Raw genomic sequence first — 25,660 nt, forward strand, 5'->3', positions numbered from 1 at the left:
ATTAATTATCCTCCTTAACAGGGTTTAAATACTTAACGAATAAGAAATCATCGATTCTACTAATATCATTTATAGTTGCTTCATCAAAGTCAGAGTCAAGTTCGCATATAAGTGTAGCGACTTTACCAGTTCTGTCTACATGTAAATCGGCAATGTTCATGCCTGATATTGCAAATGTAGCTGTGATTCTTGATATAATACCTTTTTTGTCAATGTACTTAGCAACTAGAGTAGGTTTTTCTCCTGAGAATTCAACGTCAGCGCCATTGATATCTTTTATAAGTATGCTTCCACCGCCGATTGAGCTGCCTTGAACGTAGAAGTCATCGTGGTCATCGTAATGAAAGACCATCTTAACTGTGTTTGGATGAACATAACCAAGGTCTGACTTGATAAATTCATACTCAAGACCTCTTTCTTCTGCTATGTCGAATGAGTGTTTAATTTCTTCACTATCTGGATAGAAATCCATAACCCCTGCAAGTAAGGCTTTATCAGTACCGTGTCCTTTATATGTTTCTCTAAATGAGCCATGTAAGTAGAAAGAGACTTTTTTAAATCCCTTTGGTGCTAGTTTCATTGCAATCCTTCCTAATCTTGCTGCTCCAGCTGTGTGTGAGCTTGAAGGACCTATCATAATTGGTCCTAAAATAGATTTTAAATTATAATTTTCCATTTCTTCTCCTCTTTTTCTTCTTTAATGTATTTAATACGAAGGCTACAATTAACGCTGAGAATATGTATGACATAATTATGTAGCTTGCTTTAATTATTAGCGGTGTACTTTCTTTTTTCTCAACTGAATCTGTTGTGTCTAGCATTTTTGAGTTATTGCTAGCTTTAATGCTTATGTGATCTTCATTTACATCACATTTAAAATAGTTTTGAAATAATTTCATTATATCTTCTAAAGGAATTATAAGTGTATTATTATAAGTTATTGCTTCCTTTGTTAAGTGAACTTTTTCAGCTCCTAAGCTAGCCTCGTTTGTGCCTAGCTCAAGATTAATTAAATTACCAATAGTATATTTACCATTAGCCTCGTTTTTATAAACAAGATTTAGTGGTTTTATTATTTCTTCTAAACTTACATATTTAATTCCATCGATTATATATGCATTTTCAAGAGCGGCGCTCTTTGTGACATCGGTTTCATAACTTATATCAAATTTTTTAATATCGTCTGTTTTTTCTAAATTATTTATAATAAAAGATTTAGCTCCATTTTGATTGTTCTGTCCGTGATTAAAAGTTACTATGCCATTATGAACAAGATATTTTACGCCAAGACTTGGCTTAACGCTGTTAATATTTGAATTGATACTGATTTTTTTTGCATCGATTGTTAAGAATGAGGCGCTTTGACCCACTTCAATCGTTGATGCACTCATGTATTTATCCAAATTAAGTACTTTGTATGGCATGTAGCTTAATTTATTCGCTATCTCAATACTGTCTATGTCTAAATCTCTTGCTAGTCTAATATACTCTAGAAATGAGTTAACATTGACAGGGTAGAGTTTAGTCGATGTATTTGCAAGATTTGGGTTACTTGCAATAAGCGAATATTTTGATTTAATCATTGTAGATATATCTAAGTCATTAAGAGCATCATGAACAATGACATCTTCTTTAGTATTTAATATGTCTTTGTACTGATGAATTTGGTAGAACATATTTGAGCTTGCAAGTTGAAGCTTTGATGTATTGTTATTATATTTTTTAACCACATCGATGTTGTCTTTATAATTTGTTAAAACAATGTATTTGAACGGATTAAATGTGTAATAAAGATTTTCATGTTCTTCGTTATGTTTATTTATCAAGTTATTAATAGCAGAAATTTTATCTGGACCAGCAAATTCATTCATATCGCACAAGATAAAATGATTCTTGCTATCTTTGATAATATCCATAATTTGATTTACAGTTTGTATGATGTTTTCGTGTTTGATTTTGCTAAGCTTAATATAATATACAAAGTCATCATCATTAACAGATTTCATCGTATTTATTAAAAGATTAAGATCATTCGCTTCCTCTATAGATATTTTAACTCCAGCAGATTTTGCTTCTTTTTCCTTTAATATGGCTTCAACGATTTGTTTGATTGCTTTATCGTCATATTTGTTTTCATTTTCTTCAAGTATAGCTTTTTTAATACTTTCTGAATCTGTTATTGATAGATAATCGTTAGTTGTTAAGATGCCTTCAACGCTCTTTGACCAAGCGTCGATATCAGCTGTGTTAGTTCTAACGCTTTTACCTATACCGTCAGCAGATTTCATAAGGTCAATATCACGCGATGCGTTAGTGCTATCCATATCGATAAACTCTCTTAGAAGCATTGCGCCTTCACCATCTATCACTCTGTTGGCTTTAACTTCGCCCTTAGTAATCTGTTTAATTTTTCCTCCGCTGATGGCAATATTATATTTATATAAAATTTCATTTCTAGCTGGATTAACTATATTAACATTTTTTATTGCCAGATCATAATTAAATACAAAGCTCGCCGTTTTATTAGGATCTTCACTTTCTTTAGTCGTTTCGCTCGCATAAACATTAAGGCTTGTAATGATTAAAGTTAAAAGCAATAAAAAAGAGAATAATTTTTTTGACAAATTAATCACCTCTGCTATATTATATACTAAATAATAGTATAAATAAAGCTTTTTTTACAATTTATGAAGAAATATTTATGAATTTGTTGTATAATATATATAGAAGAGGAGGCAGAAAGATGATTTTATTATTAAATACTGACTTAATTAGATATAAAGCTTTGGGTTTAGATAAGCTTTATCTTGCATCTAAAAACTCAGCGGATATACTTAATGATTCGTTCTATGGTTCAAACTATCTTGCTAGTGAAATTTTTCACAGATTGAAAGAAGATTACAGAGTGATTTCATTTGCAGGCGGTTATGCTTCGATGAAGTATAGAAATTATTTAGAAAGCTATCTTTTGGATTATTATCTTATTAATATAAAGGATGAGGCAAGAACAGTTATCGATATAAAAGAAAATACTAGAACCACTAGACTTATTGAAAATGCTCCTCGAATTACAAGAGATGATGAACTTAATTTTATTGATAAATTTGATGATGTTCTTTATGACACAAGAGTTACAGTACTTATGGAAGATTTTGATAATAATATTAGCCCTGATTTTTATCAAGGGCTTATAGATGTTTCCAATAGATACATGAAAAAACTTTTTGCTTCAGCGTCAAAGAGTACGATGAAATTATGTATTGACTCAAACGTCTTTGCCATGTCCATGGATTATAAAGATTTAAGCGATATACTTAATCTAAGATTGAATTCACTTGACGATATTGTTAGTGTAGTTAAATTTATGGCGATAGACAAGGACAGAATCATTCTTATTAAATTCAATGACAATTTAATCATATTTACTAAGGATTGCTACTACTTATATGATTATGAGAAGAAGCCATTTATACACATAGACAAGAATATGGCTCTACTAGGACTCGCTATTGCTTTTGAAAGAAAATATGATTTAGATACCTCACTTAAAATAGCAAGCAGCTTTTCGATTTTTAATAAAAAAGATAGTGCTGATTTTGATTTTTCTATCATTAAAAAAATTATGTCTGAAACTGATTTAATTAGGTACAGCTATGTTTATTAATAAATTTATTCACGCAGCAGATTTGCATCTTGGCTTCAAATATAAAAATAAAACGCTTGGATCAAGGTCTGACGAGAGAAAAAATGAGCTTTTCATAACATTTGAAAGGCTTATTAATTATGCGAATGAGAATAAAATCGATTTAATAATTATTAGCGGAGATTTTTTTGAAAGAGATGCTCTTACATATACCGAGACAAAGCACTTGATGAGCATCATTGATACTTACTACGGAAATATAGTATTATCATGCGGCAATCATGATTTTTATAGCGATGATTATTTATTCAATAATTTTACTAAGAATCTTCATGTTTTTAAAACAAACAGCTTTGAGCGTATGGATATAGCTGACAACGTTGCTATATATGGTGCGTCTTGGCTAAATGAGCATGATAATGGATTTGATACTAATAAAATAAATCTTGATAAAGATAAATTTAATATAGCTAGCCTTCATGGCGACCTTAGTGATGGCAAGTACAAGATAGATATAGAGCCTCTTTTAGCATCAGGTTTTGATTACATCGCCTTGGGTCACATACATAAAAAAGGACAAGTGGCAGATAAGACTTATTATGCTGGATCACTTGAGCCTCTTGACTTTGGTGAGCTTGGGGAACATGGTTTTTATGAGGTTGACACACTTAGTGGAGACGCAAAATTTGTGCCCTTTGCACTAAGAGAATTTATTATAAAAGAAATAATTATTAAAGAAGACGATGAATTTCTTGATATAATCACAAAATTTGATGAGCTTATAGATAAGGATAAGAATTTCTATAGAATTATATTAAAGGGAAGCATAAGTACTGATTTAAATATAAATAAAATTATAAGCCTAGTTAAGGATAAATTTTATTATCTAGAAACTATCAATAATCTATCAGAAAGAGTTAGCGTTTCTAATGAAATTTATCAAAAAATACTTGAAAAGGCAAAAAATTATCCAGATGAAATTAGGCAAGATGCGATAAACATCGCGCTTAAGGCAATGCAAAGTACGGAGCACTACTATGAAGATTAAGAGAGTAGATTTAATTAATTTTGGTAAATTTAATAATTATCACCTAGACTTTGACGATTCATTTAATCTGATTTATGGGCTTAATGAGAGCGGTAAGTCTACTATGCATGCCTTTATCAGCTTTATGCTATTTGGCGTAAATAAGGCAAATACCAAGAGAAAAACTAAGATAAAAGATTATCTAAGATACAAACCAATAAACAAAAATGAGTATAGTGGCAGAATGATTTTCGAAAAAGATGGCTTTACTTATGAAATATACAGAGATTTTTTAAATGATACTTATTTTGTCAGCAAAAACGGTCTTGACATCACTGAAGATATAAAAAGAGAAAATTCTATAAGTAATAAATCTATAGGAGAGATAATTTTAGGCTTTTCTCGCAATGTATTCACAGCTAGCACCTACATTAGTCAGTCGAAGGATCTTTATTTTGATGATTTTGACGATATTAAAGAGCTTTTAATCAAGCTAAAGACAAATGACGAGGGCGAGTACAACTTAAGTGGGGCGAAAAATAATATTGATAATGAAATTGCCACGATTGGTACGGAAAATGCAAAAACAAAGGAGCTATATGCTCTTAAGAAAGAAATTACAAGCCTAGATAGAGATATGTCTGGTCTTGAAGCATCACTTGAAGATACTATGACTATGCTTAACAATAAAGATGATTTAAATAAAAAGAAAAACGAATTAATTTTAAAAAATAAAGAATTTTTATCTGAATACAATAAAGCTAAAGATTATTATAAAAAAGAAAATTTATTAAAGATAGAAGAGCTTAAAGAAAAGAAAAAAGATTTTTTAAAAAATGATAAAAATATTAATAGTGACGATTATGAAAAATTTATCGAAATTACTAATAGACTTGATGCTATAAATAATAATGAATCTAGAAAAAATGCGCAAAAAAAATTATCCTATGCATTTCTTTTACTAAGTGTATTTAGTTTTATATATTATTTTATTAAGTCAAGTGAAATTGCTTTTAATATTGGAACTGCTTTTATAATAATTTTTCTTATAAGTTTTATTTTTGATAAAGTGAAGAAAAGTGATAAGGCTAAAGAAAAATTAATGATTGATAAAAAAGCTATTTTAGATAAATATAATATATCTAGCGATAATGATTTCATCAGTGAATATAATATTGAAAGATCAAGCGAGATGAATCAAAACTATTTACAAAGCTTTGATGAATTTTTAAAAACATATACTGAAAAGAATTTTGATGAGCTAAGTGAAGAAAAAGTTATTGAATATTTAGAAAAAAACAATAAAGAGCTCTATGATAAGTACAAGAACTACTCTATAAGCGCTTGTGAAGATGAAATCACTAGGATTGATTTAGAGCTAAGCTCTCTTGAGACTAAGCTTAATTATAATGACAAACTTTCACAAAGGGCCTACGAACTTAGCTTAAGGCGCAATGAGCTTGACGCTAGAATGAAGGAGCTTTACAGAAGAAAAAGCGCCTTAAGTGCCGCGAGCGAGATAATTTCTAGTCTTATTAATGAAATTAATACTAGTTACATGCCAAAAATAATTAATTATGCAAATAAATATTTAGAAATGTTTTCTAATGATAAATATATTTTTTTCTTGCTCGATGAAAGTTTTAAAATTATGCTTAAAGACAAAAAAACTAGTCTTGTATATGAAGAAGAAAACCTTAGTAGACAAGTCTTATCTATGTCATACCTTAGTCTAAGACTTGCTCTTGTTGAAGCGCTTGATATTAATCTATCACTTATTTTTGACGAAAATTTAGTATTTTTTGATGAAGAGCGTATGAGAACCGCACTAAAAGTTTTTGCCTTTTTAGCAAAAGAAAAGCAAGTATTATTATTTACGAGCAGTAAAGACGAAAAAAGTGTTCTCTCAGAGCTTAATCTGTGTTATAATTATATACAGTTATAGAGGTGAGAAAATGATTTATGCTATAGGCGACTTACATTTAGATTCAACAGACTTAAAACCTATGAGTATCTTTGGCGGCAACTGGCAAGATCATGACAAGAAAATCAAGGCAAGTTGGCTTGAGAACGTCAAGGAAGACGATTTAGTTTTGCTACCAGGCGATACATCATGGGCAATGAGATTTAGTGAAGCTATAGACGATTTAAAATTTATAGATGAATTGCCAGGCAAGAAACTTATTAGCAAAGGCAACCATGATTATTGGTGGACAAGCATATCCAAGATGAATGGCTTTGGATTTAAATCAATTCACTTTTTGCAAAATGATTCATATACTTATAAAGACTTTGCCATCTGCGCTACAAGAGGCTGGATGCAAGAGGATAATGACAAGTATGACGAAGAAAATGATAAAAAGATAACTGATAGAGAGCTAATTAGATTATCTTTATCGCTTGAAAAGGCTGATAAGGATAAAAAAATTATAGTGATGCTTCACTATCCGCCATTTAATATGGACCTAGAGCCAAATCAGTTTCATGATCTCATGAAAGAAAATAATGTATATAAATGTATATATGGTCACTTGCACGCGGGGGGACATAGGTACAGACGAGAAGGCTTGATAGATGGCATTGATTACTCATTGGTCTCAAGCGACTACTTAAATTTTAAACTTAAATTAATAGAGAGGTGTTAGTATGAAGGTTATAGTTTGCAAAGATTATGACGAGATGAGCAAAGAAGCTGCTCAAATATTTATTAAACAAATTCAAGAAAAACATGACAGTGTATTAGGTTTGGCAACAGGATCAAGCCCTATTGGCATGTATAAAGAGCTTATAAAAGCAAATAAAGAAGGTAGTATTGATTTTAAAGATGTAATTACATTTAATTTAGATGAATACGTTGGCTTAAACAAGGATCACCCAGCAAGTTATTATTATTTCATGAATGAGAATTTATTTGATCATATTAACATTGATAAAAAAAATACACATATACCACACGCTGAGGGAACAGACTTAGAAAAGGCAGCAAAAGAATACGAAGAAAGTCTATCACATTATGAAATTGATTTACAAGTCTTAGGCGTTGGTAAAAACGGTCACATTGGTTTTAATGAACCGGGAGACGACCTAAGCTCTGTAACTTATGTGCAAGAGCTATCAGAATCCACAAGGGTTGCAAACTCAAGATTCTTTGATGATATTGATGACGTGCCAAAATTTGCCATCACTATGGGGGTTGGCTCTATATTTAAAGCTAAAAAAATAGTTTTAATTGCAAGCGGCACTCAAAAGAGCTTCGCCATAGATTATTTATTAAATACTAAAAAGATATCATCTAAGGTACCAGTATCATTACTAAACTTACATCCAGATGTTACTGTAATCATAGATGAAAAATTAGCAAGCTTAGTTATAAAATAATGATAGAAAGAGAAAAAGAAGTAAAAGTTTTTAATCTTGACTTAGATGCTCTTAAAAGGGAACTTTTATCAAAGGGAGCAGAACACTTAGGAGAAGAAAAACAAGTAAATCACATACTAAAAGTTGATTTAGATGAAAATTCAAAGCTAAAGTCACTTCTTAGATTAAGAGAAGTATATAAAAGTGGCAAAGAAGCTTTTTATTTAACATACAAAATTAAAGGCAAGGACACAGGCGGCTTAAGAAACTCAGAAGAAATTACAAGCGAGATAAAAGATAAAGACTCCATACTTAAGATACTTGAAATGCTTGGTGTAAGCGTAATTGAATTAAATTACAAGACAAGAGACTCATACCTTTATAAAGATGCACGCTTTGATTTTGATGAACTTGATAAAAAACATTTGATGTGCCTTATCTTGAAATTGAAGTTAAAGATGATGAAAAACTTGAAGAAATCATAAAAGAATTTAATATTGACAGGAAAAATATTACAACGAAAAATATAAATGAATTAAGGAAAGATCATAATGAAATTTATTAAAGATAATGCTATAGATATAATTATCGCTTTAGTCTTAGTAGCATTAAGCCTAGGGATGAATTTTGGCTTAATGAAGCTAAACAAAGGCTTTAACGAATATCTTGTAATACTGCTGTTTACATATATAGCTGTATTTGCGCTAGATATAAAATTTTCGGTGCCGAGCGTTTTATTGATATTTATATTAAATTTATTATTTAGAAAAAATTTAAATTTTGACATTAGAACGCTTATGATATTTATAGAAGTAGTTTTTGGCTTTGCTATTGGATATATAAGCCATAAAAAATTTAATATATCATATATATTTTCACTTCTTGTATCTATAGTCATTTCAAAGATACTTAGCTATATCATAGCGCTACTAATTGCAAACGCAGCTCATATATATAATATAGACAGAATTATTAAAGTAAATTTAGTAGCATCATTACTAAGCATAACAGCTTGTTTAGTCATAGTGCCATTACTTGTTTATACAAAAGAGAATTTCACTTATCTATAGGAGGTTAAGATGATACTAATAAAAAATATCAAGTATATTGACGTAGAAGAATCAATTGTTAAAGGTCCTTGCGATATTTTAATCGATGGTAATAGAGTTAAAAAGATTGCTGAAAATATTGAAGAAGCAGGTGCCTACATCATTGATGGCGCTGATAAATTATTGATGCCAGGACTATTTAACACGCATAACCACGTTGCTATGAGCGTATTTAGGAATTACGCTGATGATATGGAGCTAATGGATTGGCTACAAAATAAAATTTGGCCACTTGAGTCAAAACTTACTGCTGAAGATATTTATTGGGCAAGTCTATTAACATTCATAGAGCTTGTAAAAACTGGAACAACAGCCTTTAATGATATGTATATGTTCTGCGAAAGAGTCTTTGACGCAGCTAATGAAATAGGTATTAGAGGCCTTATCGCAAGAGGCATGACTAATGATGCTTTTAATAAAGAGAGAGAAGCAAATATACGTGATATGTATGAAAAGTATCATCAAAAGGACGGCCTATTAAGATTAGCCATCGCGCCTCATGCTATATACACAACTGGACTTGATTATTTAAAGAGCTGTATAGACCTTGCTAAAGAATTAGATTTAATCATTCATACGCATGCGAGCGAAACTTTAACTGAAGTAAATAATTCTTACAAGGAATATAGAAAGAGCCCTATAAAGATATTTAAAGAGCTCGGAATGTTTGACCAAAAAACAATACTTGCTCACTGCGTTCATTTGTCTGAAGAAGATATGGATATAATTGCAAAAAATAATGCACTAGTAAGTTTAAATGTATCATCAAATATGAAGCTTGCAAGCGGCATACCTGATATTAAGAATATGTTTGTGCGCGGCGACAAGCTAGCCATAGGTACTGATGGAGCTAGTTCAAATAATATGCAAAATATGTTTACTGAGATGAGAGCGGTTTCTCTTGCAGCTAAGGCACGTTCACTTGATCCAAAGGTGATGAGTGCAGGAGAAGTACTTAAGCTAGCAACTATAAATCCATATAAATATATATTTGATGAAGATGTAAACATAAGTGAAGGATCACTTGCAGATTTAATTCTAATAAATCTTGACAATACAAATTTAAAACCACAAAATAATTTAATTAGTGCTATGGTTTATTCGATGAACGGAAGTGAAGTTGATACAACTATAATCAATGGCAAGATAATTATGGAAAATAAAAAAATTAAAGGCATAGATGAGGATTTAGTTGTAAGAAAAGTTGAAGAAATTATTAAAAATATTTAGGGGTTGATGAAATGAAGTGGAGAGGCAGAGAGAAATCTACTAATGTTAACGATAGAAGAGGTCAATCGGGCGGCATGCCAAACTTTGGCGGATTCAAGATGGGCACAGGCGGAGTAATACTTTTACTGGTACTATACTTAGTATTTGGCGATGGTATCTTTGGCGGCCCAAGTGGTCCTGGAGCTGGCATACAAAATGGTCAAGGCACGCCGATAACAAGTGAAAAAGAAGAAGAGTATAAAGAATTCATCTCAGTTGTTTTAAAAGACACTGAAGATGTTTGGCATGAAGTATTTAAGGACAATGGCTTAGAGTATGAAGAACCACAATTAACACTATTTAATGGTAGCATTAACTCTGGTTGCGGTTTTGCATCTGAACAGATGGGTCCATTCTATTGCTCTGTCGATAAAAATATCTACATAGACCTTTCATTTTTTGATCAGCTTAAAAATGAATTCGGAGCAAAGGGCGATTTCGCCATGGCCTATGTATTAGCACATGAAGTTGGTCATCATGTACAAAAATTATTGGGTACTCTTGATAAAGTTCATGCATTACAAGGAAAAATTTCTGAAAAAGAATATAATAAATACTCTGTTAAGCTTGAATTGCAAGCAGATTATTACGCTGGAGTCTTTGCAAAGCACATACAAGATAGAGGCATCTTAGATGAAGGCGATTTTGAAGAAGCGATAAACGCAGCATCAAAGATAGGCGATGACACACTTCAAGAGAAATACCAAGGAAGAGTAGTTCCAGATAGTTTTACACATGGAACTAGCGAGCAAAGAATGAAGTGGTTCAAAAAAGGCTTTGAAAAAGGCACTATTCAAGACGGAGATACTTTTAACGGAGAAATTTAATAAATAAAGGAGATTTAATATGGATAAAAAAATAGCATTTAGCGCTATACAGCCATCAGGTGATTTAACCATAGGTAATTATTTAGGCGCTTTAAAAAATTTAGCAAAACTTCAAGATGATTACAATTGCTTATATGCAGTTGCTGACCTTCACAGTATAACTGTACCAAAAGTTCCTAAAGAACTTAGGAAAAAGACTTATGAAATATTTGCGATGATGTTAGTTAGCGGCGTTGATCCAGAAAAAAGCGTTTTGTTTGTTCAATCGCATGTACCTGAACATGCTATGCTCGGATGGATACTTGATACCATCTCATATATCGGTCAGCTTAATAGAATGACTCAGTATAAAGATAAGTCCAAGAAGTCTCCTGAAAACTGTAACGCAGGATTATTAACATATCCAGTACTAATGGCAGGCGACATACTTTTGTATCAAACAGATTTAGTACCAGTTGGCGAAGACCAAACACAGCACATGGAGCTAGCAAGAGACTTAGCTATCAGGTTTAACAGCAAGTACTCAGACACATTCAAAGTGCCTGAAGCCTACATCGCTAAGACAGGAAAAAGAATTATGTCACTACAAGATCCGACTAAAAAGATGAGTAAGTCAGATGAAGATCCAAACAGCTTTATTTATATCATGGATAGCAAAGATAAAATTTACTCAAAAATCAGAAAAGCTGTTACTGATAGTGAAGCAAATTTTGCTTATGACCCAAACAGAGCCGGCTTATATAATCTTATAAATATTTATAGTTCATTCACTGGCATGAGCACTGATGATATTGTTAAAAAGTATGATTCACTTGGATACAAAGAATTCAAAGAAGATTTAGCTGATATTATTTATGAAGATTTAAAAGATTTTCAATACAATTTTAATGAAGTTATTCAAGATAAAGAAGGTCTTGAAAAGCTTATGGCGCAAGGAAGAGATAAAGCTAGATACCTTGCTAATAAGACTTTAAGAAAAGTTATGAAAAAAGTTGGCTTTGTACAAATATAAGGAGTTAGCTATGAAGATATTAATTATAGGCAGCGGCGGACGAGAGTATGCCATCGCTTCAAAAATTAAAGAAGAAGATAATTCTGTAGAAATTATTTTTGCTCCAGGAAATGGAAAAACTGAGAGTGAATTTAAAAATATTGACATAGGAGTCATGGATTTTGATAAGCTAATTAATTATGCTAAGGATAATAATATTGACTATACTATAGTCGGACCAGAAGATCCACTATGTTTTGGCATAGTCGATAAATTCGAGGCAGAAGGACTTAAGATATTTGGGCCAAAGAAAGAAGCTGCAATGTTTGAGAAGAGCAAGGCATTTTCAAAGAGGTTTATGGAGAAATATCATATAGATACCGCTAAGTATCTTGAGACTGATAGCATTGATGAAGCAAAGAAATACGCTTATGAACTAATTAGTGAATCAAAAGTAAATAAAGTGGTACTAAAGTATGATGGACTTGCTCAAGGCAAAGGAGTTATCATAGCTTCAAGCGTTGATGATATTGATGAAGCTCTTAATGAATTATTACTAGATAAAAAATTTGGTGATGACAAAATTATTGTCGAAGAATATATTGACGGTTTTGAAACATCTGTTCATGTACTTATTTCAAATGGCGAATATATAATGCTTCCGAGCGCTAAAGACCATAAAAAAGTCTATGAAGGTGAAACAGGTGAAAATACTGGCGGCATGGGCTCATACTCACCGAACCTTATGGCACTACCATATTTAAAAAACATAGAAGAAGAACTGGTTAAGCCATTCATCAAAGGTCTTAAAGCAGAGGGCATTGACTATAGAGGAGTATTATTCGCAGGTCTTATGATAAATTCGGATGGAATAAAAGTTTTAGAGTTTAACACAAGATTTGGAGATCCAGAAACTGAAGTTATCCTAGAAAGAATTGATTCTTCGCTATTAGATGCACTTATTAAGACAAGTGAAGCAAAACTTAATGAATATAAATTAAAAGTAAATGATAAAAAGATAGTTAACGTTGTACTAGCATCTGGTGGCTATCCAGCGAAGTATGATAAAGGCTACGAAATAAAAGGCTTAGACAAATTATCAGAAGATGTTAAAGTTAATTACGCAGGCGTTAAGGCAAGTAGCAAAAAGCTATTGACCAATGGCGGCAGAGTGTTAAATATACTTTCTAAAGCTGATACATTTGAAGAAGCGTATAAAAAAGTTTATGATGAGATCCAAAAGATTTCATTTGATAAAATGCATTATAGGAGGGATATTGGTCCAGTGGTTAAGAGAGTTTATGTTTGTAAAAAAGATGAATTTGATGCTGAGTCAAATGGTTTAACAAGAGAGATTAAAGATTTTCTTAAGATAAATATTGACTCAATCAAAGTTTATAACAGATATGATATTGAATTACTTTCTGATGAAGAAATTAATAAGATATCAAATACTATTCTGTGTGAAAAACCAGTAGATAATATATATTTATTGGATGATGCTTTAGAAATGGAAAAGAACTTGAAGAATGCCTTTGTTGTTAGATACAAAAAAGGACAATTTGATCAAAGAGAGCAAGGACTAAAGGATACAATCAAGGTCACTCTAGGTAAAGACGGTGTTTTAGCAAGATGTGAAAAAGTTTATGACATCAAAGGAGATGTATCTGAAGAAGATATTAAAAAGATTAAAAAATATCTTATAAATACTGTTGACCAAGCAGAAGGAGTATTGATTGGCATACCAACAACACTTAAGGAAAGCTTTGACATGAATATCGAGTCAATAGTTTATGATGGATTTATAAAGCTTGATGACGAAGGATTAAAAGATTTCCATGAGAAAAATTCTCTTGCCATGTCTATAGAAGACTTAAAAGTGTTCCAAGACTATTTTATCAAAGAAAATAGAGATCCAAGCCAAACAGAACTAAAGTTAATTGACACTTATTGGTCAGACCACTGTAGACACACTACATTTAATACACAATTGACAAATATTAACTTTGAAGGAGAAAATGATTTCATAGAAGTAATTAGAAATACATTAAATGAGTATTTAAAAGCAAGAAATCAATTCTCTAAGAAAGATTTAACTCTTATGGACCTAGCAACTATAGTTACTAAAAAGCTTAGAGGCCTAGGCAAGCTTAATGATTTAGAAGTAAGTGAAGAAATAAACGCTTGCTCAGTAAAAATTAAAGTTAGCATAGATGGAAGACTTAGAGATTATTTATTAATGTTTAAGAATGAAACTCATAACCATCCAACTGAGATAGAGCCATTTGGCGGTGCTCAAACTTGTCTTGGTGGGGCAATAAGAGACCCATTATCAGGAAGAAGCTATGTTTATCAAGCAATGAGAATAACTGGAGCGGCAGACCCAAGAGAAGCTATTGAAGATACACTTGAAGGAAAACTTCCTCAAAGAAAGATAGTTTTAGACGCAGCTAGAGGATATTCTTCTTATGGTAATCAAATCGGTTTAGCAACAGGCTATGTTGATGAAGTATATCATCCTGGATATAAAGCAAAGAGGATGGAAGTAGGCGCAGTAATCGCTGCAGCACCTATGGAAAATGTTTTTAGAGGTGTACCAGCTAAGGGAGATATCATAATTTTACTTGGTGGCAAGACTGGTAGAGACGGTATTGGAGGAGCAACAGGAAGCTCTAAGATACAAACAGACAAATCAGTTGAAGACTCAGCAGCTGAAGTGCAAAAAGGCAATGCACCAACAGAGAGAAAGATTCAAAGATTATTTAGAATACCTGAATTAGCTAAAATGATCAAGAGATGTAATGACTTTGGTGCAGGTGGTGTCAGCGTTGCTATAGGCGAATTAGCTGATTCATTATTAATACACTTAGAAAAGGTACCACTAAAATACCACGGACTAAGCCCAATGGAGATAGCTATATCAGAATCACAAGAGAGAATGGCTGTAGTTATAGCTAAAGAAAATTATGAAAAGTTTAAAGAATATGCAAACGCAGAAAACCTTGAATCGACAATAGTTGCCGAAGTCACTGATTCTGAAAGACTTATCATGATGTATAACGATATAGAAGTATGTAATTTAAAGAGAGAATTCTTAAATTCAACTGGTGCACCAAGAAAGCAAGATGTTATCTTTAAGCCAGAAGAAGTAGAATTATTTAATGAAGATTTGGCAGATGATTTCACAGTAGAATTAAAGAAGAGACTTGAAGATATCAATGTGGCATCTAAAAAATCACTTATTGAAAGATTTGACTCTTCAGTTGGCAGAGGCAGTATTGTTCAGCCACTAGGCGGCAAGAATCAACTATCACCAGAACAAGCTATGATAGCCAGAATACCAACAACTAAAGGCGAATCATCAACAGCAAGCATAATGACTTATGGTTTCGACCCATATCTATCAGAAAAGAGTCCATTCTTCGGAGCTTATTATGCAGTAGTTGAATCACTTGCTAAAATTGCTTCACATGGAGCAAGTCCATTCAAAGCAAGATTAACATTCCAAGAGTATTTTGAAAAATTAAATGACGATCCATATAAGTGGTCAAAACCATTCGAGGCATTGCTTGGAGCGTTCAAGATTTGCAACGATTTACAAATACCTTCAATTGGTGGAAAAGACTCAATGAGTGGTACATTTAACGATTTAAACGTGCCTCCAACATTAATTTCATTTGCAGTAACTACTATGAATATTGAAGATGTTGTAACACCTGAATTAAAGGGCAATATGAAGCTTGGTTTAATAAGAACTAGTATTAACGATGACAATACTCTTGATTTAAATGAATTTAAAAAGAATAGCGTTGAACTTGTTAGCTTAATCTCAAGAAAGAAAGTTAGAAGCGCAGTTGCTATCAATAGAGATACAACACTTCCTCTTCTTATGAAGATGGCATTTGGTAACGATATCGGTTTTAACATAAACATGGACGCTGACATAATGTTTAAAGAGCTTTACGGTTCATACATCGTTGAATACACTGAAGATCTACCAAGCATTGAATATCTTGGAACTACTAATACAGATGCAAGCATCATTATCAATGGCAGACGCATAGATCTTGAAGAATATAAAGAAGCTTATGAAAAACCGCTTCTTGATATATTTGGACAAGAAAATAGAGTGGCTAAAACAGAAAACAAATTTACAGAAAAAGAATTTGTACACAAATCTAAAAAACCGGTTGATGAAGTTAAGGTTATCATACCAGTATTCCCTGGAACAAACTCAGAATATGATTCAAAATACGCTTTCGAAAAAGAAGGAGCAAAGGTTGATGTCTTTGTATTCAATAACTTAGATAATGATCACATTGATAAATCAATCGATGACTTAGCAAAGAAGATTAAAGAAAGCCAAATATTATTTATTCCAGGAGGCTTCTCATTATCAGATGAACCTGACGGATCAGGTAAATTTATTGCCAATGTACTAAGAAATACAAAGGTTAAAGAAGCTGTAGAATATTTACTTGAAGAAAATGACGGTTTAATTCTAGGTATATGTAACGGTTTCCAAGCTTTAGTCAAGACTGGATTATTACCTTTTGGTAAGATTAAAGACATAGACGAAGATGACCCAACATTAACATATAATAATATTGCTAGACACGTAGCAAGAATCGTTAAGACAAAGGCTTTAACAACATCATCACCATGGCTTAAGTACATCGATAAAGATAAAATTTATAGAGTGCCTATTTCACATGGCGAAGGAAGACTTTTAATTAATAAAGAACTTTACGAAAAATTAAGCGATAACGCTCAATTAGCTTTTGAATATATAGATAATCCTAACGGATCAAACTTTGATATCGAGTCAATGTTATCACCAGATGGAAAGATACTTGGCAAGATGGCTCACTCAGAAAGAGTTGAAACAGACACATTTAAGAACGTTTCTGACATTGAGATTCAAAATATTTTCAAAGCAGGCGTAGAATTTTTTAAGAAATATTAATAAAATATTAATAAATCGTAAATTATTGAATAATACTTCCCGATGTGGTATAATTTAGGTGGTGATTTTCTATGGATGTAAATAAATCTTTTGCTTATGCAATTGAAAATGATGACGGCAAAACATTTGACAATATTTCAAGTGCGGATGTGATTATCTTAGGACCATCAAGGTCTGGCAAGACACCTCTTTGTTATTATCTTGCTTCTTTAGGATTAAACGCGATAAATATACCGCTTGTACCAGAGGTTGATCAATTTGATATGATCAAAGACTTAGACAGATCAAAAATGATTGGCCTTATACAAGATGAGGAGTATTTATCAAAGATAAGAAGAGAAAGAGACAAAGACTTAGGAATAACAGGCGTATCTAAGTACTCATCACTTGAGAGAGTGTTTTTTGAAAACGAATACGCTCGTGAGATGTATAGTAAATTAGGGATACTTGTTATATCCATGTATGGAAAATCAATAGAAGAAGTTTCTAATAGCATTGTTAGATATCTTCAAAATTAAAAAGCAATAGGAGGATACAGATGGAAAAGTATGTTTATAGCTTTAAAGAGGGCAATAAAGATATGCGCGATTTGTTAGGAGGCAAGGGAGCTAACTTAGCAGAGATGACTAATTTAGGCCTACCAGTACCTAACGGTTTTACCATTACAACACAAGCGTGCAACAGGTTTTATGAAGAAAATGAAGAATTATGGCAAGATTTAAAGGAAGAAATCAGAAAAGGTATTGAAAATGTTGAAAAGATCACAAATAAGGGCTTTTCAGACAAAGAAAATCCGCTACTTTTCTCAGTTAGAAGTGGTGCTAAAATATCAATGCCAGGCATGATGGACACAATATTAAATCTTGGCTTAAACGATGTGACAGTAGAAGGCCTTTCAAAGAAGACTAATAATGAAAGATTTGCCTACGACAGTTACAGAAGATTTATACAAATGTTTTCTGATGTTGCCATGGGTATCCCAAAAGCTGAATTTGATAAAATTTTAAACAAACAAAAAGAAAAAAGAAATATTGAAAGCGATATCGACTTAAATACTGATGACTTAAAAGAAATTGTTAAAGAATATAAAGCAATTTATAAAAAATACATCGGAGAAGACTTCCCACAAGATCCAAAGGTACAATTATTTAACGCAGTTAGAGCCGTATTCATGTCTTGGAATACACCAAGAGCTAAGACATACAGAAAATTAAATGAAATTTCTGATACACTTGGCACAGCTGTTAACGTTCAAGAGATGGTATTTGGCAACATGGGCATGAACTCTGGTACAGGTGTTGCTTTCACAAGAAACCCAGCTACAGGAGAAAATGTTTTATTTGGTGAATTCTTAATCGATGCTCAAGGCGAAGACGTAGTAGCAGGCGTTAGAACACCAGAACCAATAGCTAGACTTGAAAATGAATTACCAAGCGTTTACAAAGAATTCAAAGAAACTGTTGAAAAGCTAGAAAAACATTATAAAGACATGCAAGATATTGAATTTACAGTTGAAAATGGTAAGCTTTTCATGCTTCAATGTAGAAATGGTAAGAGAACAACAAAAGCAGCTATAAACATAGCAGTTGATCAAGTTAATGAAGGCTTAATCACTAAAGAAGAAGCAATATTAAGAATCGAACCTAAGTCAATAGATCAAATACTTCACCCAACATTTGAAGAAAAAGATGTTAAGAGCAAAGAAGAAATTACAAAAGGTCTTCCAGCTTCACCAGGAGCTGCATCAGGCGTTGTAGTATTCTCACCAGATAAAGTTATCGAATATCATAAGAATAATCTTAAAACTATCTTAGTAAGAGAAGAAACTTCTCCAGAAGATATCGACGGTATGGTATATGCTGAAGGTATATTAACAGCAAGAGGCGGTATGACATCACATGCTGCAGTTGTTGCAAGAGGTATGGGTAAGTGCTGTGTTGCAGGCTGCTCTGAACTAAGAGTAGATGAAGAAGATAAAGTAATTAGATACCATGGCGGCGAAATTAAAGAAGGCGACATGATTTCTATAGATGGATCAACAGGCTATGTATACTTAGGAGAAATTAAAAAAGTTACACCTGAATTAAGCGGTAATTTTGCTAAGTTTATGGAATGGGCCGATGAATTTAGAACTCTAGAAGTAAAAGCTAATGCTGATAATCCAAGAGATGCTAAGCAAGCACTTGACTTTGGTGCACAAGGCGTTGGTCTATGCAGAACAGAACACATGTTCTTTGATGATAAGAGAATTTTCCAAGTAAGAAAGATGATTCTTTCAAAGACATTAGAAGAAAGAGAAAAAGCTCTTGAAAAACTTCTTCCATATCAAAGAGGAGACTTTGAAGGTATATTTAAAGTAATGGAAGAAAAAGGAGTAGTTATAAGACTTCTTGACCCACCTCTACATGAGTTCTTACCTAAGACTAAAGAAGATATCGAAAGCCTTGCTAAAGATATGGGCATAACAACTCAAGTAATTGAAGACAGAATTGAAGATATGAAAGAGTTTAACCCAATGCTTGGTCATAGAGGATGCAGACTATGTGTTACATGGCCGGAAATTTATAAAATGCAAGTTAGAGCCATTATGGAAGCAGCTATAAACGTAAGCGAAGAAATCAAAAAAGATATCAAGCCTATGATTATGGTTCCATTAATTGGAGAGCTAAAAGAACTTGAATTTGTTAAAGGACATTTAGTAGAAGAAATAAATAAAGTTTTTGATGAAAAGAACAAAAAACTTGCTTATGAAATAGGTACTATGGTTGAAGTTCCAAGAGCTGCGCTACTTGCTGACGAAATAGCAAAAGAAGCAGAATTCTTCAGCTTTGGTACAAACGATATGACTCAAATGACTTGGGGTTACTCAAGAGACGACTACGGTAAATTTGTTAACGCTTATATTGATAATGGTATTTATGAAAGAAGTCCATTTGACTCACTTGATACTGAAGGCGTAGGCAAGTTACTTGATATGGCAACTAAGCTTGGCAGACAAACAAGACCAGATATACACGTAGGTATATGCGGCGAACACGGTGGAGATCCAAGATCAATCGAATTCTGTGACGCAATTGGACTTGATTATGTAAGCTGCTCACCATATAGAGTGCCAATAGCTAGACTTGCAGCAGCACAAGCAGCTATAAAGAGAAAAAATAAATAATTTAGAATAATAATTTATAATTGTACTGCCCCCTTAAATCTGAACACGGAGATAAGGGGGCATTTTAATGTGATTTATAAACAATATTGTATTATACCGATTTATCTTAAATATAAATGATTTTACAATGTTTTACTTCTTGACTTTAAGCGCCTAATGTACTATAATTGTAATAAGGAGTTGATTTAATGATTTCAAATTATTTTGACAAAAACAAAACATATTACATACATCATTTCGAAACACCTTTTGGCGAAATGACAGCAGCTGCTGATGATGAAGCGCTAGTATATTTACACTTTGGTCATCAAAACATATTTGGAAGTAAAAAAGAAATTAATCACATTATAGATAAAACTCTTAAACAACTTAATGAATATTTTAATGGAGAAAGAAAAGAATTTGACATACCTCTTAAAGTAAAGGCAAAAGAGTTTCAAAACATGGCTTTAGAAGAGATTAAAAACATAAAATACGGAGAGACATGTACATACGGAGAAATTGCTGAAAAACTTGGCAATAAGACATATTCACGTGGAGTAGGAGCTACTTGCAGAGGCAATACCATAGCTATAATTATACCTTGTCATAGAGTTGTTATGCTTAATGAAAAAGGTTACTATAACTACTCTGGAGGAAATGAAGTAAAGAAATCTCTTCTTGAATTAGAAGAAAAGTATGCTAATAATTAAATATTAATAAGGTAACAAGTTTTATGCTTGTTATTTTTTCATTTAAATGGGTATTAATCAAATAAAGGAGTGATGTTATGAAAGATATCTTAGTAAATCGTTTTATTAAATACGCAAAGATTGACACAAAATCAAATGAGGAGTCTCAAACTTGTCCAAGCAGTCCTAAGATTATGGAGTTTGCTAAAAAATTAAGAGATGAACTTATTGAATTAGGTTTGGAAGATGTTGAATTAGATGAAAACTCTTATTTATATGCTACACTTCCAGCAAATACAGATGAAAAGAAGGATGTTTTAGGACTAATTGCACACATGGATACATCTCCTGACATGAGCGGTGAGAATGTTAAGCCAAGAATAGTTGAAAAATATGACGGAAAGGACATAGTTCTTAATGAAAAAGAAAATATTATTTTAAGTCCAAATGATTTTCCTGAGCTAAATGATTATGTAGGCGATGACCTTATAGTTACTGATGGTACAACACTATTAGGAGCTGATGATAAGGCTGGAGTTGCTGAAATTGTCACAGCCATGGAATATTTTATCAAAAATCCTGATATAAAACATGGCAAGATTAGAATTGCTTTTACACCAGATGAAGAAATCGGTAGAGGCGCAGACCTTTTTGATGTTAAAAAATTTGGTGCAGATTATGCGTTCACTATCGATGGCGGACCACTTGGTGAGATTGAGTATGAAAACTTTAACGCAGCTTCTGCTAAAATTACTATAAAGGGAAGAAACGTTCATCCAGGCTCAGCTAAGAATAAGATGATTAACTCACAATTAGTGGCTATGGAGTATAACGCTATGCTTCCAGTTAACGAAAGACCAGAGTATACAGAGGGCTATGAAGGATTTATATTACTAACAAATATGAAGGGTACAGTTGAAGAAACACAAATGCACTACATCATCAGAGATTTTACTAAAGAAGGATTTGCTTCAAAGAAGTGCCTAATGAAAGATGCTCAAGACTATATTAACTATAAATATAATGACGCAATGGAGCTTGATATAAAAGATTCATACTACAATATGTATGAAAAGATTGAGCCAAGACTAGAGATAGTTGAACTTGCAAAGAAAGCCATGCTAAATGCAGGCGTTGAGCCATTGGTTACACAAGTTAGAGGCGGAACAGATGGAGCTAGACTTTCATTTATGGGTCTTCCTTGTCCAAACATATTCACAGGTGGAATGAACTACCACGGAAGATATGAGTACGCTTCAATACAATCAATGGAAAAGGCATTTAAAACAGTTGTAGAGCTAGTTAAACTTGTATGATAATTAATTCATGCGAATTAGAAGCAATTTATGGAGATATTTTTGATCTAGATGTAGAGTGCATAGTAAATCCTGCGAATAATTCCTTATTAGGAGGAGGCGGACTTGATGGACTTATACATCAAAACGATGGCGAAGAGCTTTTAGATGATACAGTGAAACTAGCTGGAATATATACAAGCGGAGCAAAGATTACAAAAGCACATAAGCTTAAGAACGACTACATCATACATGTAGTTGGACCTATGGATTCAAATAAGAAAAAGAATAAGCTTTTAGAAAAAACTTATTTAAACCTTTTAAGCTTAGCAGATGAGTATGAGATTAAAAGTATTGCAATACCGGCGATTTCGTGCGGAGCCTTTGCTATGGATATAAAAGACGCTAGCAAAATTGCCGTCAGCGCAATAAAGTCATATCTTCAAAATCATAATTCTAATATAAAGAAAATCTATATCAGCCTTAATAATTATAAATTTTTTGAAGAATATAAAAAATTATTAGACAAGTAAAAGAAAATAAAATTTTTTAATCAAGTCTACATCAAGCCTATATTAATTGTTAAGTTTTCGACATAACTTAATTATTTTTTCTTAATATATTTTCACTCAAATATGTAGTATAATTGAAATAACAATTAACGGAGGTAAGAAAATGCAAGTTGAGATTTCAAAATCTCATATCTGTGTTGGATTAAAACATAATTTTCTTTATAGAGGTGACATAGATTCGCTTAAGTCCTTAATGAGCTTCTACGATATAAACATGGGAGTTCAAAATATATTTCCAAAGTATGTTTCAATGGGCATACTTAGAAAGAAAATTGCTAAAGCTATAGCTTACAGGACAGATGCACACTGCATATCAAGATCATTATCATTACAAATACATGAAGATATCAACAGGTTAGAACTATACATCTACCTAGACGGATACATTCAGGGATTTAACAGTGCTAATCAAGCTAATGCTTTGGAGAAGGAGGCTCTTAAGTATTATAACAGCAAAGACTTAGCAAATAAAAAATACTTGTTCCAATTTAAAAATTTAAATAGAGAGATAAGAACATTTAAGAAAAGATTAAGAAGTGAACTGATTAAAAGAGAGAGAAAGAGTGAAAAAGTTTTAGCAACTGTCTATGAATTCTCAAATAAAATAATCAAAGACAAGACATATTCCTTGAACAAATATGTAGATAGGCAATTAGAGCTTGACAGAGACGGTATTAATCCTGCAAGCGTTATGATTCCTAGAGAAGATTTAAAGATAATATATAAAGAAACATTTAAATTTATTTTAAATACATGTACCAATTTGTATATAGATGCTTATTGGAACGGATTAAATGAAAGAGTTTTAAAAAGATACAGATAGGGGGTAGTATTATGTACGTAAGGAACTATATGATTCCGAAGGAGAAACTTACAACAGTAAAATCATGCGAAACTATAGCTGAGGCTATCAAAAAGTTTGAAGAAGGAGACTTTTTGAGTTTACCAGTTGTAGATGGTGACAAACTAATCGGTATTTTACACAAAGAAACTATATTTAGATCTTATTATGAATGGTCTTGTACAGACAAAGATAAATTTTTAGGAAAATTAGTTTCTGATTTTAACGAACAAAGATACGAAAAAATATCTATTGGCGAAAACATAGAACAAGCATCTTATGCGCTTGGAAAACTATCTATACCATTTTTAGCTGTTTTCGATGAACAAGATAAATTTGCTGGTATCTTAACACACAAAGCTATATTTGATGCTTTTAGTGAAGTATTTGGTATTAATAAAGGCAAGAGAATTGTTGTTCACATATTTGATATGCCAGGACAAATCTCAAGACTTGCAGGTATTATAAGAGACCAAGGTATCAACATTATCAGTATGGTAGTAACTAGTGCAAAAGTTATGGGACTACTTAAAGTTATCTTGAGAGTAGAAGTAGAAGATGATACAAACATCACAAAGGTATTGTCTGAAGCTGGCTTAAGAGTTGGCGAATGGTAAAATAAATTAAAATGATTTTAAAGCTACCTAGATAGGTAGCTTTTTTAATGTGTATAAATAGTTTAAAAAAATTGCAAAGATGTAGATAGAATCAATATTTTAAATAAAACAATTGTAAAGATATAGATAAATTCAATATTTTAATTAAAACTATTTTCAAAGGCTTGAATTTATGCGACTTTTGTAGTATAATAGAATCTATAATGGAGTAGTAGGAGGAAAAATGAGAATTTTAGGCATAGACCCAGGCATCGCTATAGTCGGTGTGGGCATCATTGATTACGACGGCAACAAGGCTCGCGATGTATTTTACGACGCGATTACAACGCACAAAGACCTTAGCTTAGATAAAAGACTTGAGAAAATTTATTTTGAGCTTGGAGCTATAATCGATAAGTATGATCCAGATGAGGCGGCAATCGAAGAACTATTTTATTTTAAAAATCAAAAAACAGTTATACAAGTCGCTGAAGCAAGAGGAGTAACGCTACTTTGCTTAAAGCACAAGGGTTTAGCTACATACGAGTACACTCCACTACAAATTAAACAAGCTGTTACTGGCTATGGAAGGGCTGAGAAAAAGCAAATGCAAGAGATGGTTAAAACTTTTCTTCATTTAGAAAAGGTACCAAAACCTGACGACGTTGCCGATGCTTTAGCGGTTGCTCTAACTCATAGCGCAAGTATTAATTTTAAAGATCAATTTTTATTGAGGTAAATATGTTTGAGTATATGATAGGTGAGGTCGTAGATAAGAAGAAAGATTACATAGTTTTATTAGTAAATAACATTGCTTATAAAGTATTTACATCTAAAGAAACTATGGAGAGCGATATCTACGATGGTGAAGTAAAAATTTATATGAATTTAGTAGTTAGAGAAGATGACATGAGTCTATATGGCTTTGCTAATAGATATGAGCTTGATTTTTTCAGTTTAATTACAACTGTTAATGGAGTTGGACCAAAGACTGCCATAGGTATTTTATCTGAACAAAAAGTTATAGATTTACAAAAGGCAATTGTAACAAATGATGAAAAAGCTTTAATGAAGGCTCCTGGCATAGGCAAAAAAACTGCTCAAAGGATAATTCTTGAACTTAAGGATAAAGTTAGTAAGGGCAGTGAATTTGAAGACATTGCAAGTGCTGTAAGCGTTGGAAGCAACCTAAATGAAGCGATAGAAGCGCTATGTTCTCTTGGCTACAATAAATATGAAATTACTAGCATAGCAAAAGGTTTAGACGAGACTATGGAAGTAGAAGATTTAATTAAAGAGCTATTGAAAAGGCTTTCAAAGTAGGTGTTTA

22 protein-coding genes and 1 pseudogene are annotated in these 25,660 nt (G+C 32.2%); 21 read left to right on the top strand and 2 right to left on the bottom strand.

Annotated features, from left to right (window positions below; translation table 11 throughout):
- Position 1: 1 nt before the first annotated feature.
- Positions 2-676, bottom strand: a complete 675-nt coding sequence (gene sdaAB / locus BN30_RS06715; protein WP_019214738.1) for an L-serine ammonia-lyase, iron-sulfur-dependent subunit beta — start codon at positions 674-676, stop codon at positions 2-4.
- Complete coding sequence (locus BN30_RS06720; protein ID WP_019214739.1) at positions 663-2,624, bottom strand: hypothetical protein; 1,962 nt, start codon at positions 2,622-2,624, stop codon at positions 663-665. Before BN30_RS06720 ends, sdaAB begins: the two co-directional genes overlap by 14 nt.
- A 119-nt stretch (positions 2,625-2,743) precedes the next feature.
- Here BN30_RS06720 and BN30_RS06725 point away from each other — a divergent pair, with 119 nt between their 5' ends.
- The 21 genes and pseudogenes from BN30_RS06725 to ruvA all read left to right on the top strand — a co-directional run bounded on the left by BN30_RS06725 (position 2,744) and on the right by ruvA (position 25,653).
- Positions 2,744-3,664, top strand: a complete 921-nt coding sequence (locus tag BN30_RS06725; protein ID WP_019214740.1) for a hypothetical protein — start codon at positions 2,744-2,746, stop codon at positions 3,662-3,664.
- Complete coding sequence (locus BN30_RS06730; RefSeq protein ID WP_019214741.1) at positions 3,654-4,691, top strand: metallophosphoesterase family protein; 1,038 nt, start codon at positions 3,654-3,656, stop codon at positions 4,689-4,691. Before BN30_RS06725 ends, BN30_RS06730 begins: the two co-directional genes overlap by 11 nt.
- A complete protein-coding gene (locus tag BN30_RS06735; RefSeq protein WP_019214742.1) occupies positions 4,681-6,615 on the top strand; it encodes an ATP-binding protein in 1,935 nt (644 codons plus the stop codon). The genes BN30_RS06730 and BN30_RS06735 overlap by 11 nt, the downstream gene beginning before the upstream one ends.
- A gap of 10 nt (positions 6,616-6,625) precedes the next feature.
- A complete protein-coding gene (locus tag BN30_RS06740; RefSeq protein ID WP_019214743.1) occupies positions 6,626-7,315 on the top strand; it encodes a metallophosphoesterase in 690 nt (229 codons plus the stop codon).
- A 1-nt stretch (position 7,316) separates the two neighbouring features.
- A complete protein-coding gene (gene nagB, locus BN30_RS06745; RefSeq protein WP_019214744.1) occupies positions 7,317-8,048 on the top strand; it encodes a glucosamine-6-phosphate deaminase in 732 nt (243 codons plus the stop codon).
- Entirely contained in the window at positions 8,048-8,512 is a 465-nt protein-coding gene (locus BN30_RS06750; RefSeq protein ID WP_026880691.1) for a CYTH domain-containing protein, read from the top strand. The genes nagB and BN30_RS06750 overlap by 1 nt, the downstream gene beginning before the upstream one ends.
- A gap of 66 nt (positions 8,513-8,578) precedes the next feature.
- Entirely contained in the window at positions 8,579-9,097 is a 519-nt protein-coding gene (locus BN30_RS06755; RefSeq protein ID WP_019214745.1) for a hypothetical protein, read from the top strand.
- Between the two features lie 9 nt (positions 9,098-9,106).
- Positions 9,107-10,366, top strand: a complete 1,260-nt coding sequence (locus tag BN30_RS06760; protein ID WP_019214746.1) for an amidohydrolase — start codon at positions 9,107-9,109, stop codon at positions 10,364-10,366.
- An 11-nt stretch (positions 10,367-10,377) separates the two neighbouring features.
- On the top strand, positions 10,378-11,232 hold the full coding sequence (ypfJ, locus tag BN30_RS06765; RefSeq protein WP_019214747.1) for a KPN_02809 family neutral zinc metallopeptidase: 855 nt from the start codon (positions 10,378-10,380) through the stop codon (positions 11,230-11,232).
- Positions 11,233-11,251: 19 nt separating this feature from the next.
- Positions 11,252-12,244 (top strand): tryptophan--tRNA ligase, encoded by a 993-nt coding sequence (gene trpS / locus BN30_RS06770; protein WP_019214748.1) that lies wholly within the window; start codon positions 11,252-11,254, stop codon positions 12,242-12,244.
- 10 nt (positions 12,245-12,254) lie between these two features.
- Positions 12,255-13,493 (top strand): annotated as a pseudogene (gene purD / locus BN30_RS10500) (phosphoribosylamine--glycine ligase); the annotation flags it as partial.
- Entirely contained in the window at positions 13,482-17,189 is a 3,708-nt protein-coding gene (locus BN30_RS06775; RefSeq protein WP_341348928.1) for a phosphoribosylformylglycinamidine synthase, read from the top strand. The pseudogene purD and the gene BN30_RS06775, both read left to right, overlap by 12 nt.
- Before the next feature lie 71 nt (positions 17,190-17,260).
- A complete protein-coding gene (locus BN30_RS09300) occupies positions 17,261-17,707 on the top strand; it encodes a kinase/pyrophosphorylase (RefSeq protein WP_019214750.1) in 447 nt (148 codons plus the stop codon).
- A 14-nt stretch (positions 17,708-17,721) separates the two neighbouring features.
- On the top strand, positions 17,722-20,355 hold the full coding sequence (gene ppdK, locus BN30_RS06785) for a pyruvate, phosphate dikinase (protein ID WP_341348929.1): 2,634 nt from the start codon (positions 17,722-17,724) through the stop codon (positions 20,353-20,355).
- A 188-nt stretch (positions 20,356-20,543) separates the two neighbouring features.
- On the top strand, positions 20,544-21,047 hold the full coding sequence (locus BN30_RS06790) for a methylated-DNA--[protein]-cysteine S-methyltransferase (RefSeq protein WP_019214752.1): 504 nt from the start codon (positions 20,544-20,546) through the stop codon (positions 21,045-21,047).
- A gap of 77 nt (positions 21,048-21,124) precedes the next feature.
- Positions 21,125-22,342: a peptidase T gene (pepT, locus tag BN30_RS06795; RefSeq protein ID WP_019214753.1), complete on the top strand. Its 1,218-nt coding sequence runs from the start codon at positions 21,125-21,127 to the stop codon at positions 22,340-22,342.
- Positions 22,339-22,854, top strand: a complete 516-nt coding sequence (locus BN30_RS06800) for a macro domain-containing protein (RefSeq protein ID WP_019214754.1) — start codon at positions 22,339-22,341, stop codon at positions 22,852-22,854. Before pepT ends, BN30_RS06800 begins: the two co-directional genes overlap by 4 nt.
- 142 nt (positions 22,855-22,996) lie before the next feature.
- The gene (locus BN30_RS09305) at positions 22,997-23,716 is read left to right on the top strand and encodes a hypothetical protein (RefSeq protein ID WP_019214755.1); all 720 of its coding nucleotides are present in this window, start codon (positions 22,997-22,999) and stop codon (positions 23,714-23,716) included.
- A gap of 11 nt (positions 23,717-23,727) precedes the next feature.
- Positions 23,728-24,351, top strand: coding sequence for a CBS domain-containing protein (locus tag BN30_RS06810; RefSeq protein WP_019214756.1), 624 nt, complete (start codon positions 23,728-23,730; stop codon positions 24,349-24,351).
- 223 nt (positions 24,352-24,574) lie between these two features.
- Positions 24,575-25,069 (top strand): crossover junction endodeoxyribonuclease RuvC, encoded by a 495-nt coding sequence (gene ruvC, locus BN30_RS06815; protein WP_019214757.1) that lies wholly within the window; start codon positions 24,575-24,577, stop codon positions 25,067-25,069.
- A 2-nt stretch (positions 25,070-25,071) separates the two neighbouring features.
- Positions 25,072-25,653 carry a Holliday junction branch migration protein RuvA gene (ruvA, locus tag BN30_RS06820; RefSeq protein WP_019214758.1) on the top strand — a complete coding sequence of 194 codons (582 nt, stop codon included), beginning with the start codon at positions 25,072-25,074 and terminating at the stop codon, positions 25,651-25,653.
- Positions 25,654-25,660 lie beyond the last annotated feature (7 nt).

Source organism: Fenollaria massiliensis (assembly GCF_000312505.2).
GTDB lineage: Bacteria > Bacillota > Clostridia > Tissierellales > Peptoniphilaceae > Fenollaria > Fenollaria massiliensis.

Coding starts and splice junctions, on each gene's coding strand:
- sdaAB (WP_019214738.1), bottom strand. CDS start 676: ATGGAAAATTATAATTTAAAATCTATTTTAGGACCAATTATGATAGGT.
- BN30_RS06725 (WP_019214740.1), top strand. CDS start 2,744: ATGATTTTATTATTAAATACTGACTTAATTAGATATAAAGCTTTGGGT.
- BN30_RS06730 (WP_019214741.1), top strand. CDS start 3,654: ATGTTTATTAATAAATTTATTCACGCAGCAGATTTGCATCTTGGCTTC.
- BN30_RS06735 (WP_019214742.1), top strand. CDS start 4,681: ATGAAGATTAAGAGAGTAGATTTAATTAATTTTGGTAAATTTAATAAT.
- BN30_RS06740 (WP_019214743.1), top strand. CDS start 6,626: ATGATTTATGCTATAGGCGACTTACATTTAGATTCAACAGACTTAAAA.
- nagB (WP_019214744.1), top strand. CDS start 7,317: ATGAAGGTTATAGTTTGCAAAGATTATGACGAGATGAGCAAAGAAGCT.
- BN30_RS06750 (WP_026880691.1), top strand. CDS start 8,048: ATGATAGAAAGAGAAAAAGAAGTAAAAGTTTTTAATCTTGACTTAGAT.
- BN30_RS06755 (WP_019214745.1), top strand. CDS start 8,579: ATGAAATTTATTAAAGATAATGCTATAGATATAATTATCGCTTTAGTC.
- BN30_RS06760 (WP_019214746.1), top strand. CDS start 9,107: ATGATACTAATAAAAAATATCAAGTATATTGACGTAGAAGAATCAATT.
- ypfJ (WP_019214747.1), top strand. CDS start 10,378: ATGAAGTGGAGAGGCAGAGAGAAATCTACTAATGTTAACGATAGAAGA.
- trpS (WP_019214748.1), top strand. CDS start 11,252: ATGGATAAAAAAATAGCATTTAGCGCTATACAGCCATCAGGTGATTTA.
- BN30_RS06775 (WP_341348928.1), top strand. CDS start 13,482: ATGCATTATAGGAGGGATATTGGTCCAGTGGTTAAGAGAGTTTATGTT.
- BN30_RS09300 (WP_019214750.1), top strand. CDS start 17,261: ATGGATGTAAATAAATCTTTTGCTTATGCAATTGAAAATGATGACGGC.
- BN30_RS06790 (WP_019214752.1), top strand. CDS start 20,544: ATGATTTCAAATTATTTTGACAAAAACAAAACATATTACATACATCAT.
- pepT (WP_019214753.1), top strand. CDS start 21,125: ATGAAAGATATCTTAGTAAATCGTTTTATTAAATACGCAAAGATTGAC.
- BN30_RS06800 (WP_019214754.1), top strand. CDS start 22,339: ATGATAATTAATTCATGCGAATTAGAAGCAATTTATGGAGATATTTTT.
- BN30_RS09305 (WP_019214755.1), top strand. CDS start 22,997: ATGCAAGTTGAGATTTCAAAATCTCATATCTGTGTTGGATTAAAACAT.
- BN30_RS06810 (WP_019214756.1), top strand. CDS start 23,728: ATGTACGTAAGGAACTATATGATTCCGAAGGAGAAACTTACAACAGTA.
- ruvC (WP_019214757.1), top strand. CDS start 24,575: ATGAGAATTTTAGGCATAGACCCAGGCATCGCTATAGTCGGTGTGGGC.
- ruvA (WP_019214758.1), top strand. CDS start 25,072: ATGTTTGAGTATATGATAGGTGAGGTCGTAGATAAGAAGAAAGATTAC.